The sequence below is a fragment of the Sphingobacterium bovisgrunnientis genome (genome assembly GCF_009829085.1).
GTDB classification, from domain to species: Bacteria; Bacteroidota; Bacteroidia; order Sphingobacteriales; family Sphingobacteriaceae; genus Sphingobacterium; species Sphingobacterium bovisgrunnientis.
The window spans coordinates 25,318-42,595 of record NZ_WUQY01000017.1; the positions used below are offsets into that span (position 1 = coordinate 25,318).

At 34.6% G+C, this 17,278-nt stretch carries 16 protein-coding genes; 5 read left to right on the plus strand and 11 right to left on the minus strand.

The genetic code is table 11. The features are described from left to right. Positions 1 to 26: 26 nt before the first annotated feature. From GOQ16_RS09750 to GOQ16_RS09760, 3 genes are read right to left on the minus strand one after another with little or no spacing between them, the layout of a single operon-like run. Positions 27 to 2,531 (minus strand): TraG family conjugative transposon ATPase, encoded by a 2,505-nt coding sequence (locus tag GOQ16_RS09750; protein ID WP_160069097.1) that lies wholly within the window; start codon positions 2,529 to 2,531, stop codon positions 27 to 29. Then, the gene (locus GOQ16_RS09755) at positions 2,528 to 2,860 is read right to left on the minus strand and encodes a DUF4133 domain-containing protein (RefSeq protein WP_160069098.1); all 333 of its coding nucleotides are present in this window, start codon (positions 2,858 to 2,860) and stop codon (positions 2,528 to 2,530) included. Before GOQ16_RS09755 ends, GOQ16_RS09750 begins: the two co-directional genes overlap by 4 nt. Positions 2,861 to 2,871: 11 nt before the next feature. Beyond that, the gene (locus tag GOQ16_RS09760) at positions 2,872 to 3,177 is read right to left on the minus strand and encodes a DUF4134 domain-containing protein (RefSeq protein ID WP_160069099.1); all 306 of its coding nucleotides are present in this window, start codon (positions 3,175 to 3,177) and stop codon (positions 2,872 to 2,874) included. Positions 3,178 to 3,453: 276 nt separating this feature from the next. Here GOQ16_RS09760 and GOQ16_RS09765 point away from each other — a divergent pair, with 276 nt between their 5' ends. Beyond that, positions 3,454 to 6,612, plus strand: a complete 3,159-nt coding sequence (locus GOQ16_RS09765) for an SIR2 family protein (RefSeq protein WP_160069100.1) — start codon at positions 3,454 to 3,456, stop codon at positions 6,610 to 6,612. Between the two features lie 18 nt (positions 6,613 to 6,630). Here the strand turns inward: GOQ16_RS09765 and GOQ16_RS09770 are convergent, their stop codons facing one another. From GOQ16_RS09770 to GOQ16_RS09785, 4 genes are read right to left on the minus strand one after another with little or no spacing between them, the layout of a single operon-like run. Next, positions 6,631 to 7,266: a conjugal transfer protein TraD gene (locus GOQ16_RS09770; protein ID WP_160069101.1), complete on the minus strand. Its 636-nt coding sequence runs from the start codon at positions 7,264 to 7,266 to the stop codon at positions 6,631 to 6,633. A gap of 11 nt (positions 7,267 to 7,277) precedes the next feature. Beyond that, positions 7,278 to 7,562, minus strand: a complete 285-nt coding sequence (locus GOQ16_RS09775) for a DUF3408 domain-containing protein (protein WP_240140999.1) — start codon at positions 7,560 to 7,562, stop codon at positions 7,278 to 7,280. Continuing rightward, positions 7,562 to 7,972 carry a DUF3408 domain-containing protein gene (locus GOQ16_RS09780; protein WP_160069102.1) on the minus strand — a complete coding sequence of 137 codons (411 nt, stop codon included), beginning with the start codon at positions 7,970 to 7,972 and terminating at the stop codon, positions 7,562 to 7,564. The genes GOQ16_RS09775 and GOQ16_RS09780 overlap by 1 nt, the downstream gene beginning before the upstream one ends. Before the next feature lie 12 nt (positions 7,973 to 7,984). Continuing rightward, positions 7,985 to 8,752 carry a ParA family protein gene (locus tag GOQ16_RS09785; protein ID WP_160069103.1) on the minus strand — a complete coding sequence of 256 codons (768 nt, stop codon included), beginning with the start codon at positions 8,750 to 8,752 and terminating at the stop codon, positions 7,985 to 7,987. Positions 8,753 to 9,199: 447 nt separating this feature from the next. Between GOQ16_RS09785 and GOQ16_RS09790 the strand changes: the two genes are divergently transcribed. Genes GOQ16_RS09790 through mobB form a run of 3 tightly spaced genes read left to right on the plus strand, consistent with a single transcriptional unit; the run spans position 9,200 to position 11,173 of the window. Then, positions 9,200 to 9,457: a hypothetical protein gene (locus GOQ16_RS09790; RefSeq protein WP_160069104.1), complete on the plus strand. Its 258-nt coding sequence runs from the start codon at positions 9,200 to 9,202 to the stop codon at positions 9,455 to 9,457. Further along, complete coding sequence (mobA, locus tag GOQ16_RS09795) at positions 9,450 to 9,893, plus strand: conjugal transfer protein MobA (protein ID WP_160069105.1); 444 nt, start codon at positions 9,450 to 9,452, stop codon at positions 9,891 to 9,893. The genes GOQ16_RS09790 and mobA overlap by 8 nt, the downstream gene beginning before the upstream one ends. Beyond that, positions 9,890 to 11,173, plus strand: coding sequence for a conjugal transfer protein MobB (gene mobB, locus GOQ16_RS09800; RefSeq protein ID WP_160069106.1), 1,284 nt, complete (start codon positions 9,890 to 9,892; stop codon positions 11,171 to 11,173). The genes mobA and mobB overlap by 4 nt, the downstream gene beginning before the upstream one ends. Before the next feature lie 43 nt (positions 11,174 to 11,216). On the opposite strand, the gene GOQ16_RS09805 is transcribed toward mobB, so the two are convergent. Then, positions 11,217 to 11,501 carry a hypothetical protein gene (locus tag GOQ16_RS09805; protein ID WP_160069107.1) on the minus strand — a complete coding sequence of 95 codons (285 nt, stop codon included), beginning with the start codon at positions 11,499 to 11,501 and terminating at the stop codon, positions 11,217 to 11,219. A gap of 175 nt (positions 11,502 to 11,676) precedes the next feature. On the opposite strand from GOQ16_RS09805, the gene mobC reads away from it, so the two are divergent. Then, positions 11,677 to 13,680, plus strand: coding sequence for a conjugal transfer protein MobC (gene mobC, locus GOQ16_RS09810; RefSeq protein WP_160069108.1), 2,004 nt, complete (start codon positions 11,677 to 11,679; stop codon positions 13,678 to 13,680). Positions 13,681 to 14,296: 616 nt separating this feature from the next. Here the strand turns inward: mobC and GOQ16_RS09815 are convergent. The 3 genes from GOQ16_RS09815 to GOQ16_RS18015 all read right to left on the minus strand — a co-directional run bounded on the left by GOQ16_RS09815 (position 14,297) and on the right by GOQ16_RS18015 (position 17,274). Further along, positions 14,297 to 15,448 (minus strand): HpaII family restriction endonuclease, encoded by a 1,152-nt coding sequence (locus GOQ16_RS09815; protein WP_204987459.1) that lies wholly within the window; start codon positions 15,446 to 15,448, stop codon positions 14,297 to 14,299. Between the two features lie 3 nt (positions 15,449 to 15,451). Then, the gene (locus GOQ16_RS09820; RefSeq protein WP_160069109.1) at positions 15,452 to 16,717 is read right to left on the minus strand and encodes a DNA cytosine methyltransferase; all 1,266 of its coding nucleotides are present in this window, start codon (positions 16,715 to 16,717) and stop codon (positions 15,452 to 15,454) included. Positions 16,718 to 17,145: 428 nt separating this feature from the next. Beyond that, on the minus strand, positions 17,146 to 17,274 hold the full coding sequence (locus tag GOQ16_RS18015; protein WP_262886250.1) for a hypothetical protein: 129 nt from the start codon (positions 17,272 to 17,274) through the stop codon (positions 17,146 to 17,148). Positions 17,275 to 17,278 lie beyond the last annotated feature (4 nt).

Below are 17,278 nucleotides of genomic sequence, written 5' to 3' on the forward strand. Positions count from 1 at the left end.
AGCTTTTACAAGCTCATTGTTAATGATTACTGTTTTGATTTGTCTCGTCTTTGCATCGCGAGATGCTTAATAGCGAGTTCGACATTGCCGTCTAGTTCAGATGCGAGCTGCATGACTTCCATCTTTTCGGTTTCTTCGGTGGTATAAGCTAAATACTCCTCCATACTCACTTCGGTAGCGTATACTGCTGAGTCTGTTCCACCTAATCCAATCCAAACTTCTTTGTAAAGTCGGCTTGTGTCATTGTTCATATTGATGGAAAGTACTTGTCCTTTTTCTTTGTCGGTTAGCCCTAGCATCGCCTGTATATCATCGAACTTGTTCATGTACTTGCGCTGGTCTAATAGGATTTTACAATCGGAGTTATTGATGATACTTTCCTTGACGATGGGCGATTGAATGATGTCATCAACCTCTTGAGTTACGACTATGGCTTCTCCGAAAAACTTCCTTACGGTTTTGAAGAGGTACTTTATATATTCTGCCATTCCTTCTTTGGCGATGGCTTTCCAAGCTTCTTCAATTAAAATGAGTTTTCGGATACCTTTCAGTCGACGCATTTTGTTGATGAAGACTTCCATAATGATGATAGTCACAATGGGGAATAAAATCTTGTGATCTTTTATGGCATCAATTTCAAACACGATAAATCGTTTGGAAAGTAGGTCTAATTGCTTGTCGGAGTTCAGCAAGTAATCATATTCGCCTCCTTTGTAATAAGGTTCAAGGACATTGAGAAAATTGGCAATATCAAAGTCTTTTTCTCTGACCTGCTTTTCTTCCAGTATCTTGCGATAAGCACCTTTCACATACTCATAAAATCCGTTGAAAGATGGATACACATCGCTCGTTTTAATCTGTTCTATATAACCGCTTACTGCATTGGAAAGGGCTACTTCTTCGGATCGAGTTGGTGGATCATCATCGCGCTTCCATAAGGTTAGTATCAAGGTTTTGATACTTTCACGTTTCTCAATATCGAACACACCATCATCGGTGTAAAAAGGATTAAATGCAATGGGGTTGTCTTCGGTATATGTGAAATAAACACCGTCTTCTCCTTTAGTTTTTCCTTTGATGAGTTCACATAATCCCTGATAGGAATTACCCGTATCAACAAGTAGTACGTGCGCACCTTGTTCGTAATATTGTCTTACCATGTGATTAGTAAAAAACGATTTTCCCGAACCAGATGGACCCAAAATAAACTTGTTACGGTTTGTGATAATACCACGCTTCATTGGTAAATCCGATATATCCAAATGGATGGGTTTTCCAGTTAAACGATCAGCCATCTTGATGCCGAACGGAGAGGGAGAATTGTGGTAATTTGTTTCTTCGGTAAAGAAACACAAGGCTGGTTCAATGAATGTATAGAAACTTTCCTCACTCGGAAAATCCCCTGCATTGCCTGGTATTCCTGCCCAGTACAAAGTGGCTACATCTGTCGTATTGTGACGAGGTTTGCATTCCATTAATGCCAAAGCACTACCGCAATCGTTTTTCAATTGTTTTAATTCCATAGGATCTTCCGACCAAGCCATGATGTTAAAATGGGCTCTGATAGAAGAAAGACCAAAAGAGTGTGCTTCGTTTAGGTACTTTTCGATCCATTCTTTGTTGATCTGGTTGGCACGGCTATACCTTGCTAGCGAGTGCATATTCCTTGCAGATTTTTCAAATTTTTGAAGATTGTCTTCGCTGTTATCCAAAAACAAATATTGATTGTAGATATGGTTACAACTCAACAACAATCCTACAGGAGCAGCAAAAGATAGACGGCAATCACTGCGATCGGTCGATAGCTTTTCAAAACGAGTATCTGCTGATACTGTTCCAGGCAAATTATCGGTATCTGACAAGGTGTGTAAGGACAATCGTTTATTGCCAATACGCACTTCTTCGGTTCCGAGTGCAATATCCTGCATCGCAGTTCCTGCTTCTTTTGAAAGCGTTAGATATTGTTCTAGCAATCCTTGTTTTTCGTCCGTTCCAATAATGTCCTCTTCGTTCAAACGCCCTAAAGTGATAAATCCACTATCATTAACGATACGCTCAAATTGAGCGACTGCTTCCAGAAAATGCTGAATGGTTTCTCTGTTTCTAATTTCTTTTGGAATCAGCGTGCCTTTGCAAAGTGAACTAAAGTTGCTTTGCATACGCATTCTTTCTTTGGTTGTTTTGGTCAAAAACAAATAGCAATAGTGATTTAAAAACGGTCGTTCGTTGAAATGTCTTTGATAACTTTTGGATAGAAAACTTTGATCTTCTTGTGCCAAATCGGGTGCGTAGTTTTCTTTGATGTACCAATCTTGCTTATGAACGACTGTAAAATCAGGCAACGTCTTGATCGCCTTATGCCAAGCGGAATGAATGGCTTCATATTCAGCTAAAGCTACCGTAAATAATTCTGGTAAACGGACTTTAAAACAGGCGGTAATATCTGCATCTTTGGAAAGAATACAGTTGTTCTCCACTGCCAAGAGTGGAAACTTGTTTTCCAAAGTGGTGGTCTTTGCTACATTTCTCATAAGGCATTCTGTTTAGGAGTGAATTTCAAATAGCGTTGTATTGGTTTGCGACAAATGATGAAACGAGGATGCCTTTTTCTTGCACCCACTTTCATTAATCCGTGCTCACCGTATTTCTTATTCAGCGAAAAGGTTTGCCAAATAATCAGCGAGGCACCACCTGCTCCAAGCAGCAAACAGATGTAAGAGTTTACACCTGCCATATACAAGATCATCACGAAAATGAGTGTACCGAGCAATCCGCCAGCAAAAATGAACAGGTATTGTGCTTTCAATCCTTTAAATTCTACGGTTCTTCCAATACCTTTGTTAATGTTGTAACTGTTCATAAGGCAAAGGATTAAAGGAAGAATGAGCGCAGAATTGTAGCCGCCACAATCAAAAAGATACACGCACCGAACCAGCTTGCTGCCGTTTTGGATGTGTCGGGATCACCACTACTAAACTTATTGTACACCTTAACACCACCGATTAATCCTACCACTGCACCAATGGCGTAAATTAACTGAGTTGCAGGATCGAAATAGGAGGTTACCATTTGGGTTGCCTCGGTGATTCCCGCTGTACCATTTCCCTGTGCAAAAGTTCCCATTGCTGGTAGCATTGCTACGGATGCTAGCAAAACTTTTTTTCTTTGTTTTTTCATAATTGAAACACATTAAATTGTTATTGTATTCCCGTTTATTACGGGCTTCGGAACAAAGGTGTAACAGAAACGAAAGTGATATAACAAAGTGGTAGTGAGTGGAATTGTTTGGCGGATAGTGGCTTGTTAAAAGAAGAAATGTAGTATATTTATGCTTTTAGCTAATCGGTCCAAATACCTATATATATAATAACTGTCTTAGTATTAACTGAAATTTAATTTTACTAATTTTTAACAATCTTACCAACTCTAAAAAAGTCTTGGATTAATAGAATTATGATAGAAAATATACAACTTGAATACGATGCTTTTTTAAGATCTTTTAAAAGAAATATAGATGTCCCCCATTCATTCTTATTGGGGGCTGGAAGTTCAATTAGTTCTGGTATTCAATCTGCATATGACTGCATATGGGAATGGAAAAAAGATATTTATCTTTCAAAGAACATAAACTCTGCTGAATTTTATAAGAACTACAAAAATGAATCTGTTAGAAAAAGTATTCAAAACTGGTTAGATGATCAAGGAGAATATCCAATGTTAGATTCTCCTGAAGAATACTCTTTTTATGCTGAAAAAGCATATCCAATTCCTCATGATAGAAGGAAATATTTCTTTAGTTTAATCGAGAGTAAAGAACCGTATATAGGATATAAATTACTTTGTTTACTTGCAGAACATAATATTGTAAAATCTGTATGGACGACAAATTTTGATGGATTAATTGTTCGTTCAGCTCATCAAAATAGATTAACCCCAATAGAAATAACACTAGACAATTCTGACAGAATTTATAGGAATCAAAGTAGTAAAGAGTTATTAACGATAGCTTTACATGGAGATTACAAATTTTCGACGTTAAAAAATACAGAGAAGGAATTGGATAATCAGAATGAGACTTTCACGGAGAAATTCTCTACTTATCATACAGACAAAAACTTAGTTGTTATTGGCTATAGTGGGAGAGATAAATCATTAATGGATGCTATTCTATCTGCTTTTACTACAAAAGGTTCCGGTAGATTATATTGGTGTGGGTTTGGTGATCAAATTAATGAAGAAGTCTCCGAACTAATTGCTAAAATTAGAGAATCTGGGCGAGAAGGTTACTACATTTCCACTGATGGTTTTGATAAAACGTTAATACACTTGTCGAAATCAGCATTTGAAGGGAATACTATATTAGAAAAGCAAATTCAGGAAGCTTTAGAAGCTTCTAATGATGAAGATTATTTTAAAACTGAATTTAGTTTAAATTTTACAAGAGCTGATAAATACATAAAAAGCAATCTGCATCCAGTTTCCTTTCCTAAAGAAATTTTTCAATTTGAAGTAGACTATAATGAAGAAAGACCTTGGAAATTTTTGAAAGATTTGACGAACAATACACCTATTTGCGCAGTCCCTTTTAAAGGAAAAGTATACGCAATTGGAACATTGACTGATATAGATAGGGTTTTCAGAGCTAATCTAAAATCGGAAATTAAACGAGAGCCAATTTCAAAGTTTGATATAGAAAATGTATCTGCTTTTAAATCCTTAATGTTGAGTGCAATTCTTAAACATTTTGCATCAAAATATGAAATAGGTACAAATTTCAAAGATAAAATTTGGCTAAAAAACATTGATGATAGATATGGAGACATCAATATTCACAAAGCCTTATTATTATCTTTATATTTTGATAAGAACAAATATTTTGGGTATTTATCGTTTGTTCCAACAATATATTTGACTTCTGAAAATGAAATTTCAAAACAGCAAAAGCAACAACTAAGTAAATCGAAACTTGAGAAACTTTTTAATAATAAATATGATGCAATATTAAATTTTTGGAATGATATTTTATTTCCGACTCAAAAATTAAGATTTGAAGTGCCAGAAAATTCGGGAACAGGGTTTGAATTTCAAATATCTGCAAATACTGCTTATGGAGAAATTAATGTTTTAGATCCTAATTTCAGAGGATATCATCCAAGTAATTTTAACAAAAAACAAACCCAATTTCATGGGGTTCAATTCTTAGAACCTCAACTCATATTTAAAAATGTAGCAACAGATATTGAGTTTAAAGATTATCACCCCATGAGAGGTTTAGTTAATAATAGACCTTTTGATGTTAACCTAAATGGAGTTGTTTACTCTAACGAAGTAAATTTATCGGTTATTTGTGGGATTAAATACTCTCAAAAGTTTTATGATTTTCTTTCAAAAATTCAAATAAAACATTCCACTGAAAATATTAATCCAGACTATTTGATTGATTACCCTGGGTTTGTAAACGCTTTTAATCTACCTATTAATATCCCTAGTTTTGAAAATAATGAGAGGTGGTTAGATATTGATTTCAAGGCAAATAACGAATTAGAAAGTCATGGAAATGCTATACGATTAGCTAGGCTAATTACTTCCAAAATTGAACAAATTGCTAATACACAAGTCCAAAGTACAATAGTAATCTTTATTCCTTACGAATGGCAACTTTTTGAAAGTTTTGTTAATGAAGGAGAGAGTTTTGATCTTCATGATTATATTAAAGCATTTTCCGCCTCAAGAGGAGTTGCTACACAACTTATTAGAGAAGATACTTTAGAGGATAAATTAAAATGTCAGATTTATTGGTGGTTATCATTATCTTTTTATGTAAAATCTTTAAGAACACCTTGGATACTAAATAGTCAAGAAAATAATACTGCTTATGCTGGAATTGGTTATAGTACATCACATAGTAAAGGAAAATCTGAAATTGTAATTGGCTGTAGTCATATATATGATTCAAAGGGTCAAGGTCTAAAATATAGACTTTCAAAAATTGATAATTATTTTTTAGACAATCGGAACAATCCATATTTATCTTTTAAAGATGCTTTTCAATTCGGTGTATCAATTAGAGAGTTATTCTACCAATCCTTGGACAAATTGCCAGAAAGAGTTGTTATTCATAAAAGAACACGATTTACAGAAGAAGAAATAAACGGGATTAAAGCAAGCCTCAATAAAGCAGGTATAAAGAAAATAGACCTTATAGAAATTAATTATGAAATAGATGCACGTTTTATTGCAATGAGTGTATATCAAAATAATTTACAAGTTGATAAATTCCCTATATCTAGAGGAACTTGTATTGTTACAAATAAATACAGTGCCCTTTTATGGACGCATGGTATAGTTCCATCTGTTAGACAACCTAATTATAAATTTTATCTCGGAGGAAGAAGCATACCTGCTCCAATTAGGATTACTAAACATTATGGAGAATCTAATATACAAACAATTGCTACAGAAATATTAGGATTAACTAAGATGAATTGGAATTCTTTGGATTTATACTCCAAGCTTCCATCAACTATCGACTCTTCTAATCAGATTGCTCGAATAGGAAAGTTACTTTCTCGGTTTGAAGGAAAGTCTTATGATTACAGACTTTTTATATAAAACTATTGGGGAGTTTGCTCACACAAACTTCCCAATATCAAAATCCTCTAAATTATTTTTCCGCAAGGTGGAAGAACCAGCTTCAGCCTCAGATGAAAGTGTGCTATCCAAAAGCTCGGCAATTTTTTGAGAGGCACCTTCAATGGAATTTTCCAATAAGCTGAACAACTCCGTCCCATGCAATTTTTGAACCAGGGCAACTGCTTTTTCCTTTTGGGATTGTTCCAAATTATTTTTTTGGAGTAATGCCCCTACAGTGCTAAGTTCATCAAAGGTAATTCCTTGAGCAAGACTGTCATCGCTACCAGAGATTCCATACCTGTTCCATTCTTCTTCCTCTTCCTCAAAATCAGGCATATTACTGAAGGCTTTGTCCAGCTCTTCCTGCGGAATTTGAATATTGACGATTTCATTTTCGTCGTATTCTATGTCTAAATTAGCTGGATTTATCTCTTGATCTTCTAATTGGCTTTCGTTGGACGTCTTTGGCAATGAAAGGCTTCTTACAGGTTTTGGCTGCCCCATAATATCAGGCAGACTCGGATTTACTTTTTTCGGTACGCTATGCTGTTGAGGTTGTTTCTTACTGATTATTTTATCCTGTAAAAGCAGATAAATAATTATAAGCAGGCATATCACAATTATTATTTCCATAATCAAGTGCTTTAAAAAATGGGTTTAAACTTTTCGTTGAAATCATCGGTAATTGCTTTCTCAAACAGTTCAAAATGATGTTCCAGAATATTGTCAAGATAGGTATACAAGGGTATCTCATCTTTACCAATAACCTGTACAATACGGGATAAGCGTTCGTGATATTCCTGACGGACATAAATACTTTTATCGCCCCTTTTCTTCATTTTAGTTGCTTGAGGGAACTCCTGTTCGTAGGTTGTTGTCGTGTTATTCTCGGTTACAACCTTTTTCCTTTTTTTACTTGCTTTTTTCATTATATAATAGGTTTAAAACGTTCGTTAAAATAATCTGTAATATCATCGCCAAACTCTCTGAAGTGGTGTTCAAGGATATTGTCAATGTAGGAATAGAGGGTTGTTTTTTCCTCCCTAGTCAATTGCACAATGCGGAGCAACCTTTCGTGGTATTCTGGACGAATGTAAACGACTTTGCCGCTACGACCGGACGGAAACCGATTGACCAAAAACGTTTCCTCGTAGTCCGCTTTTTTTGATGAGTTGCTTCGGTTTTTTTCTTTGGGCTTGGTCTTGATTTCTTTTGGTTGATCCATCTGTCGATTATTTTGGGGATGGACAACAGGCTTATCGCCACTGATGATATTCATTAAATAATCCTCATCAACATTAGGCTTTTTAAAATTGTTGTTATTTTTATCTGTACTCATAGTTTATCGCTTTTATAGATGAGTAATTTTTAAAAATTCCTCAATAAACAGATCCATTTTCGTGGCTCTCAACAGTTGTTTTTCTGCTGGTAGTAAACTTGATCTGAATACATAATTTTCGGTATCGTCTGTTTCTTTTCGGAAACGCTTACTATCCATTATCCTTGTTTGCATTATGGGCAGGTTAAGTTGTCGGATGACACTTTGATATGCTTCATATAAGCCTGTCTTTTCCCTACCGTCTACTTGGTTCCAGAATAGCCACAATTCTTGCTCATCATTACCCTCAATGGTTTTCGGGAGTCCAAGAAACGCTTTGGTAAAGCCCAATGTACTTTCCACCACCAAGCGGTCGGCGGTTATGGGGGAAAAAATAAAATCCATCGTTTTCAAAGTGGTTAATACTCCTTTGGTATTGGCGGTTCCCGGCAGATCAAAGAAAATAACATCTGGTACAATAGCCGATTGGGTTACATATTCCGATGCTTTTTCCAAAGCATATTCGGCTTTGCTTTTCATAATCGGATACGCTTTTTTGTTAATGGCTTGAAATTGCTTCATTGCCGCCTTTTTATGATAGTCATTTTGCATCAAGGTCTTCTTATCCCGCTCACGCATATTGGTCAAGCTATGCTGTGGAAAGTCGCAATCCAATACCAACACATTAAAACCTAATCGGTAATGAAGTATACTTGCCAGTAACGTAGTCATTGTCGATTTTCCTACACCGCCCTTTTGCGTGGAAAAGCTGATTTTTAAAGTTTTTTTCTTTGTTTCCATTATTTAAAAATTTATTGTTATACACTTTACTTTTTTTGCAGGTCCTGATATTCCTGCAATTGAATATTTCTGTGTTTCCTTATTCTAGCATTGTTTGTCAGGAATAAACCCATATGTTTTTTTGCTTTTCTTACAGCCTTGTCAGATGTATTTTTGGGCAAATGCTAAACTTCACAAAAGGCAAAATGCTTTACCGCTTTTATGCTTTTACACTTTTATAGTTTTATGCTTTTAAAACCTTATGCTTTTACTCCAAACTACCTATATACAAAACCGACCTTCTTTCTTTTTACAATACATTTTTTACTACCTGTCTTAAAACTATAAGGCAAATAAAGCGAATGAATGACCTGCCAATTGATACGTGGAAGTGTTTGGTGTTCAAAAGCAGTGTTTGGCACTATGGTATAGTGCAATCGTTTAAAAAAGAGAGCTTTACTTTGTGTAATGAATTTTATTAACAGATATATGCTTAATGTTTTTGACAAAACGGAGGTAACAGTAACGGCTATCGAGCCGTTTTTCCCTGTTACTTTAAATCCCGATTTATCGGGATTATTGTGTTCACCAGAACACGGCAAGTTGTGTTTTGAGGCACTCGAAATCGAGTTTAGTGCCTCAAAACAACTTGCCCTTGCAGGGAGCAAGAAAAATCCTCCGAAGTCGGCTTTTCGTGTAAATTATAAATGGATTAGTGATGAATGAGAGTAATAACAATAAACAGAATAAGGGCGGTCGCAAGCCAAAACTTAACCCCTGTACCAACCGCCATGTTTTCCGTTTGACAGATGAGGAAAATGCTAAACTTTTGACGCTTTTTGAAGCATCAGGAATGCCCAATAAAGCCAAGTTTATCATATCTCAAGTGTTCGGAAAGGAGATGAAATCGGTTAGAATTGATAAAGGAACGGTCGATTATTATATGCGATTGACTTCCTTTCATAGTCAATTTCGAGCCATAGGAGTGAATTACAATCAAATTGTAAAGCTGTTATACCGTCATTTTTCAGAGAAAAAAGCAGCGGCATTCCTTAATAAATTGGAAAAACAGACAGCTGAAATGGCAATGCTGTGTAAGAAAGTCGTTCAATTAACGGAAGAATTTGAAGTAAAATACTTGAAAACCAGTCATTTAAAATGATATCAAAAATCAGAAGAGGTGAAAATCTGTACGGTGCATTGGCTTATAATAATCTGAAAGTAGAGAAGGAAAACGGACAAATTCTGTTCACAAATAAGATAATCGAAACACCAAACGGAGTATATTCTGTTGCTCAATTAACTCAAGCTTTTGAACCTTATTTGATTGCAAACCGAAATACAGAAAAACATACGTTGCATATTTCGCTTAATCCAGATCCGAAAGATCAAGTGAGTGATGATAAATTTCGGGAAATGGCACAGGAATATATGCAGGAAATGGGTTATAGTGAACAGCCTTTTATAGTCTTTAAACATACCGATATAGACCGTAGTCACATTCATATCGTATCGGTTTGTGTGGATGAGAATGGTAAAAAAATTTCGGACAAATTTGAGAAAATGCGATCAATGAACTTATGCAGAGAGTTGGAAAGAAAACATAATTTGATACCAGCAACAGACAAGGAACGTAAGCAGAAAGATAAGATTTTCCGTCCAGTGGATTATAGAGCAGGTGATATTAAAAGTCAAATTGCATCCGTTATTTGTCATTTACCAAATTATTATAAATACCAAACTTTAGGCGAATACAATGCTTTGCTTTCGTTGTTTCACATTACCACCGAAAAAGTAGAAGTCGAATTGCAAGGGAAGATACAAAAAGGAATATTATACATTCCCTTGAATGAAAAAGGCGAAAGAGCCGGCCATCCATTCAAGGCTTCACTTTTCGGAAAGACAGGAGGATTATCTGCTTTGGAAATGCATTTTGAAAAAAATAAAAAAAATTTGAAAGAGGATCCAAGTAGGCAAACACTAAAAGTTGCTGTTAGCAAAGCTCTTGAAAGCACTAGTAACGAATTGAGTTTTAAGAAACAGTTAGGCGAGCAAGGTATAAATGTTGTAATCCGAAGAAATGATGAAAATCGTATCTATGGCATCACTTTTATCGACCATAATTCAAAAGCGGTTTGGAACGGTTCACGTTTGGGCAAGGAACTTTCCGCCAATGTTTTTAATGATTATTGGAACAATGATATTAAACCAAATATTGAAACAACTGATGTTTTACAATCAGAAAAAAACACTGATAGTGCCCTTCATTTACCTGATGAAAAGCCACATCATTTTTTCGATTTTCTAAATATTGAAAAACACCAAAATGGTCTGATTGAAGCATTGGGAGGTTTAATTCTACAATCACAAAGTGAAGATTACGAGGAACAAGATTTTGCAAATAGAATGAAGAAAAGAAAGAAAAAAGGTTATAATAAATAGCAGCCACGAGTAACTGCTATTTACATTTTAATGGTTTGAATTTTTAAATTTTGTTCCACATATCAACAACAAATTGGTTTAGTTTATCTCGCATCACAACTCCACTTGCTTCAGGAAGTCGAATTATTTTTTCAACTTTTTGAAAACTAGCTTTGTTTTTTAAGTTATGTTTTTCCATAAACGCATTACAAAAGTAAACAACTTCGTAAAGCTCTTTTTTATTTACTCTCTCACGATCACGAATTGCTGTATAATTAGGATCATCACCTTTTGTTGTTGTGTTTTCATAGTCATTATTGACTAAATCACTTTCGTCGAATTCTTCCATAAAATATTTATTTAAGTTTCTTTAAAAATAAGAATTATACCAATGCGTATTGTACGGTTTTCCGTAAAAAAGATTTTTTTTGCCAAATATAGCCCCTGAATGCCAAACGCTACCATATTATTTTACCCTCTATTCAGAGCCTTTAAATTCACGTCCGAACATTAAAATTAAAACAATGCAGGGAGAAGAAGATTTAAGAGGATTAGCCAAGATAATGGATTTTATGCGTACAGTGAGTATCCTTTTGGTACTAATGCATCTTTATTGGTTTTGTTACGGTTTCTTTTTAGAAAGAGGTTGGACATTAGAAATCATCAATAAAATATTAGGGAATTTTGATAGGACAGTTGGTCTGTTTGCTCATACACTTTATACCAAAGTATTTGCTTTAATATTGTTGGCATTAAGCTGTTTAGGTACAAAGGGCGTAAAGAATGAAAAGATAACATGGGCTAAGATTTATGTAGCTTTAGGAATTGGCTTTGTATTGTTCTTTCTGAATACAGCATTATTAAAACTATCTTCTACGGTGGGCACTTTTCTATATATCCTTACAATCTCGTTAGGTTATATCGCTTTACTAATGGCAGGTGTATGGATGAGCCGATTACTTCGTACTAATCTAATGAACGATGTTTTCAATAATGAAAACGAGAGTTTTCAACAGGAAACTAAACTGATGCAAAACGAGTATTCTGTCAATCTACCCACGAAGTTTTATTATAAAGACAAATGGAATGAAGGATGGATCAATGTTGTTAATCCATTTCGGGCAACCATCGTATTAGGAACTCCTGGTTCCGGAAAATCTTATGCGGTTGTAAACAATTATATCAAGCAGCATATCGAGAAGGGATTTAGTATGTACATTTATGACTTTAAATTCGATGACCTTTCGACTATAGCTTACAATCATTTACTGAAGCATTCGGATAAATATAAAATTCCGCCTAAATTTTACGTGATAAATTTCGATGATCCACGCAGAAGCCATCGTTGCAATCCACTCAATCCTGATTTTATGACAGATATATCTGATGCTTACGAAGCGGCTTATACTATCATGTTAAACCTGAATCGTAGTTGGATACAGAAGCAGGGAGATTTCTTTGTGGAATCTCCAATTATCCTTTTAGCTGCCATTATTTGGTACCTTAAAATTTATGAGAACGGCAAGTATTGCACATTCCCACATGCTATTGAATTGCTAAACAAGAAATATGCAGACATATTTACCATTTTGACGACATATCCCGATTTAGAAAACTATTTATCGCCATTTATGGATGCATTGCAAGGTGGTGCCCAAGATCAATTACAAGGACAAATTGCATCGGCAAAAATTCCACTATCAAGGATGATTAGCCCACAACTGTACTGGGTAATGACAGGTGACGATTTCACATTAGATATCAATAATCCACAAGAACCAAAGATACTTTGTGTAGGTAACAATCCCGACCGTCAAAATATTTATTCGGCAGCGTTAGGCTTGTACAATTCCCGAATTGTAAAACTCATCAATAAGAAAGGACAATTAAAAAGTTCGGTTATTATTGATGAGTTACCTACCATTTATTTCAGAGGATTAGACAATTTGATTGCCACAGCTCGAAGTAATAAGGTTGCGGTTTGTTTGGGTTTTCAGGATTACTCTCAATTAATACGTGATTACGGAGATAAAGAAGCTAAAGTAATTCAGAATACTGTTGGTAATATTTTCTCGGGTCAAGTTGTGGGTGAAACTGCCAAAAACCTATCTGAACGTTTTGGAAAAGTGTTACAAAAAAGACAGAGTATGACGATCAACCGAAATGATAAATCTACGTCAATTTCTACCCAATTAGACAGCTTGATACCAGCTTCCAAAATCTCTACACTTACACAGGGTATGTTTGTTGGAGCGATCTCCGATAATTTTGATGAACGCATCGAACAAAAGATCTTTCACGCTGAAATTGTGGTAGACAATGAAAAGGTAGCCGCCGAAACCAAAGCCTACCAAAATATACCGCAGATATTATCTTTTGCTGATGAAAACGGAGCTGATAATATGAAACAAGATATCGATGCGAATTACAAACAGATAAAATTAGATGTTATTCAGATAGTCGAAGCCGAAACAGAACGTATTAAGAATGATCCTGATTTACACTATTTGGTGCAAAGAGAGAGTTAAGTTTGATGTTTAACGATTGTTTACTTTAGAGTTTTTAGAATTTTTACTTTACATCTGTGAATTTGTTTTTGTTTATTATAGTTAATTTCTATCGTCATTATAATTATAGGATCATGATCTAAGTATACTATTGTAAGACTATCGTTTTTTGAGATTTTACTTACTTTTATATATTCAAGGTGATATTTTTAAGTCTTCCTTATTCCAAGGATTTGGTTTTCCAGAAAGCTTTATTTATGAACTTTTCTACAACTGGTGAACATCTTCGGATATATATCCTCATGTTCATTTGAAAGACTTTGATCGGACTTTTTGGACATTGCCAATATAGATTCAAGCCTCGCTTCGGGTATGCCGTATTTTTTACTATAGTCGATTTTTTTTGTTGTTTTTTGAGATTATGAGGGGTAAATTATACACTTTTAAGAATTACTTATTGCAAACCTTTGATTCGTGAATTTTCAATATAATCTCTGAATTGTTGGTCATAAAATTGTTCATGTCTGCCATAATAAGTTTGCGAGTGGTGGTTGTATGAAGAATCCTGTTGTTTATACGATCTTCTTAATAAGCCAAAAAGAATAAAAATGCAATAGTGTCAATTTTAAGGGGATAATTATTTGAATCGAACTTGTAGATTTAATTTGATAAAATAATCCTCATTCTCTTTATATACCCATCCGAATTTGTAAGGTTTTGTTTTTCCAGCTTTGACATTCCCAGGATTAGTATCATCTTCGCTAGTAGAAGCTTGTTCAAGTCGCGTATTGTGCACTAAATATTCTTGAAATTCTTTGCGATTATAAATATGATAACATACAATTTCACCAGTTCTTTTAACTATGATGATTCCTCCAGTAGCATCATATACTCCCGTCCAGATAGTTTCTGGCGTCATGCCAAGTGCTGATTCTGTAAGGAAATTTTTGATTTTTACTTCGTAAAACGGATGTCCTTTACTTTGGTCATATTGTAAAGGATTTATTTCCTTCAACATTTCTATCAAATGTCTTGTATTAGAGATTCCATTTTTATACTTAAGATATACCATCTGACCTAGTAATTCTGGAAGCTGTCCATCAATCAATTGCAGATTCAAAGTGAGGTTGTCTGACTGTATATGGTCAAACTCTACTTCGTAACCTTGATTTTCTAAAGATATTATCCTTTGCGCTATTTTCGATTTTACTTTTGAGCCTTTAGGTACAAATAATGTACTTGAATTAAAATCAACAAGATCAAAATTTTCAGATGTAGCACCTTTTATTTTATAAATAAAGTTTGTACCAGCCCCAGGGTTGAAGAGGGTTGAATCTTTTCCGATCATCGATTTGATACTAAAACCAAGTTTGGGTGACATACCCGTGTTCAGATCGTGCACCATTAACTGGATGTCGGACTTGTCAGTGTTATTTATCTTGACTTGCTTTACATCTATAAGTGATAAAAATTCCTCAATAATAGGGAATACCATTGATCTACCGTCAGTCGATTTTAAAAGATCCAATAAAATCTGGGAATAGTGGACAAACTGAATGGTTGGGACTGCAAATAAAAGATCTCCCCTTGTACCTTCTACAATTTTAATTTCTCCATTATAAATATACTCTCTTTCTTGAGTTCCCTCTTTTCTGAAAATTTTAATAAGTGGATAGTAGATTGTAGCAATGGGATCGAGATTCTCATCTGCGGCATAAAGTTTACCTTCGGCAAGCAACTTTAAAAAAACATATATCTCACTCCATTCTCCTTTATTACCTTTCAACATATCCTATATTAGGTTTATAGTTTTCAATATTTCCATTGCGGTAGCTTGAATAGCAGGAACTGCTACAGAGTTGCCAAATTGTTTGTAAGCGGAAGCATCTGCAACAGGAATTAAATAATGATCGGGAAATCCTTGTAATCTAGCCCATTCTCGTGGTGTCATTTTTCTTATACCCTCACGATTTACAGTTCCTTTTATGTGCGTTGTAGGCGTGAAATCAGTAATTCTGTGGTCTAAAACTAAATTCCTTTCTCTACCCATTCCACCAACAACAATTGCATTACTTATTCCATCGTCAGGAATTATTGCATATCCAAATCCATTTCCTTTTTCTTCGTGTCGAGCTTTGTGATTGACTAAAGTTTTAAGGTATTGAGTAGACAAAAAATATTTTGTTGCTGGAACTTCTTTTTCCTTGATGTCTGCAAATGCTACTTTCTTGTCTAAAGGTTTTGGATACGAAAACTCATTAACTCCTGTGCTTGGATGAAATCCTACAATATAAATTCTTTCTCTATTTTGTGGTACACCAAAATCTTTTGCATTGATGATTTGAGGCTCGGGTACGAAGTAGCCTAAGTCGTTTCGCAGCACATTTAAAATGGTAGCTAATGTTTTTCCTCCGTTATGGTTGCGTAAACCTTTTACATTTTCAAGAAAAACTGCTCTCGGTTGTTTTCGTTTTATGATTTCAGCTACTTCAAAGAACAAAGTTCCTCTTGTGTCTTCAAAGCCCCCACGTTTTCCCGCTATTGAAAAAGCTTGACAAGGAAACCCCGCACAAAGCAAATCAAAACCATTTGGAATAAATGATTTCGTCGCTTCTTTTGTGATATCACCAAAAGGTCTTTCACCAAAATTTGCTTTATAAGTTCTTTTTGCTTCTTTGTCCCATTCACTAGTGAAAACACATTTTCCTCCCAAATTTTGCATTGCTAAACGGAAGCCGCCAATTCCTGCAAATAAATCAATAAACTTGAATTTAGGATTTTTGATAGGAGGGAATGGAACCTCATTAATATCAAAAATACCGTTTTGTAATGCTTCTTCTGCTAAAATATTTGTAATTTCCTCTTCAGGATATTTAAACTCTAGTATTTCTCGTGTATACTTTACTGCATCTTTTTTGAAAAATTGTGAAACACCATTTTTACTGTTATGTAAGAAGTGTGTAATTATCGCTTCTTTGTTGTTTTCCAATTCAACAGGTTTGATTTTGTATTCTTTTTCAAATACTTTTTCAAGCGATATTTTATCTTTTAGTTTCATTATAATTTTTCATTCAATATTTAGGTGCTAATTTACTAAATCTATTAGATATATTTTAAATTCGGAATTTGTAAAATCATTGGTTGAGAGGATTTCTATTATGATACTTGGTTTTATATTATCTTTTGTATTGGCGTATCTAAATAATTTTATTAGTCACCCAAGCCACCACAATAGTGTTATTGGATTGTACATTTTCAATTGTCTCAAGTATTTTTTATAGAGTTTCCTCAACAAAGTTAGTACCGTATCATCTACGTAATTGTCAGCAAGATAATAGAGCTTTTGGCACTACGGATAATCTCGACAACGAAGGTATAAGCCTCGAAAATTTGTACATTGTAGAAAATACCTTTTTCTCTATATAGTTTACCACTTTCAAGGACTTTGAAAAGTTCCTCAAATTTTTGGTCGGTTTGTAATTGTTTTTATTCTACGTAATCAAAACGCTGAAATAACGAAGCATGACTGGTAACTATTCTACGCATTTCTACAAAAGCATTCATGATTTCGATACTGACTTTTATTGCCACATCAGAACGAAGTACCGTACTCAATATG

Bases quoted from the DNA above. Each gene is read 5' to 3' on its own strand.
- GOQ16_RS09750 (WP_160069097.1), bottom strand. From the start codon at position 2,531: ATGAGAAATGTAGCAAAGACCACCACTTTGGAAAACAAGTTTCCACTC.
- GOQ16_RS09755 (WP_160069098.1), bottom strand. From the start codon at position 2,860: ATGAACAGTTACAACATTAACAAAGGTATTGGAAGAACCGTAGAATTT.
- GOQ16_RS09760 (WP_160069099.1), bottom strand. From the start codon at position 3,177: ATGAAAAAACAAAGAAAAAAAGTTTTGCTAGCATCCGTAGCAATGCTA.
- GOQ16_RS09765 (WP_160069100.1), top strand. From the start codon at position 3,454: ATGATAGAAAATATACAACTTGAATACGATGCTTTTTTAAGATCTTTT.
- GOQ16_RS09770 (WP_160069101.1), bottom strand. From the start codon at position 7,266: ATGGAAATAATAATTGTGATATGCCTGCTTATAATTATTTATCTGCTT.
- GOQ16_RS09775 (WP_240140999.1), bottom strand. From the start codon at position 7,562: ATGAAAAAAGCAAGTAAAAAAAGGAAAAAGGTTGTAACCGAGAATAAC.
- GOQ16_RS09780 (WP_160069102.1), bottom strand. From the start codon at position 7,972: ATGAGTACAGATAAAAATAACAACAATTTTAAAAAGCCTAATGTTGAT.
- GOQ16_RS09785 (WP_160069103.1), bottom strand. From the start codon at position 8,752: ATGGAAACAAAGAAAAAAACTTTAAAAATCAGCTTTTCCACGCAAAAG.
- GOQ16_RS09790 (WP_160069104.1), top strand. From the start codon at position 9,200: ATGAATTTTATTAACAGATATATGCTTAATGTTTTTGACAAAACGGAG.
- mobA (WP_160069105.1), top strand. From the start codon at position 9,450: ATGAATGAGAGTAATAACAATAAACAGAATAAGGGCGGTCGCAAGCCA.
- mobB (WP_160069106.1), top strand. From the start codon at position 9,890: ATGATATCAAAAATCAGAAGAGGTGAAAATCTGTACGGTGCATTGGCT.
- GOQ16_RS09805 (WP_160069107.1), bottom strand. From the start codon at position 11,501: ATGGAAGAATTCGACGAAAGTGATTTAGTCAATAATGACTATGAAAAC.
- mobC (WP_160069108.1), top strand. From the start codon at position 11,677: ATGCAGGGAGAAGAAGATTTAAGAGGATTAGCCAAGATAATGGATTTT.
- GOQ16_RS09815 (WP_204987459.1), bottom strand. From the start codon at position 15,448: ATGTTGAAAGGTAATAAAGGAGAATGGAGTGAGATATATGTTTTTTTA.
- GOQ16_RS09820 (WP_160069109.1), bottom strand. From the start codon at position 16,717: ATGAAACTAAAAGATAAAATATCGCTTGAAAAAGTATTTGAAAAAGAA.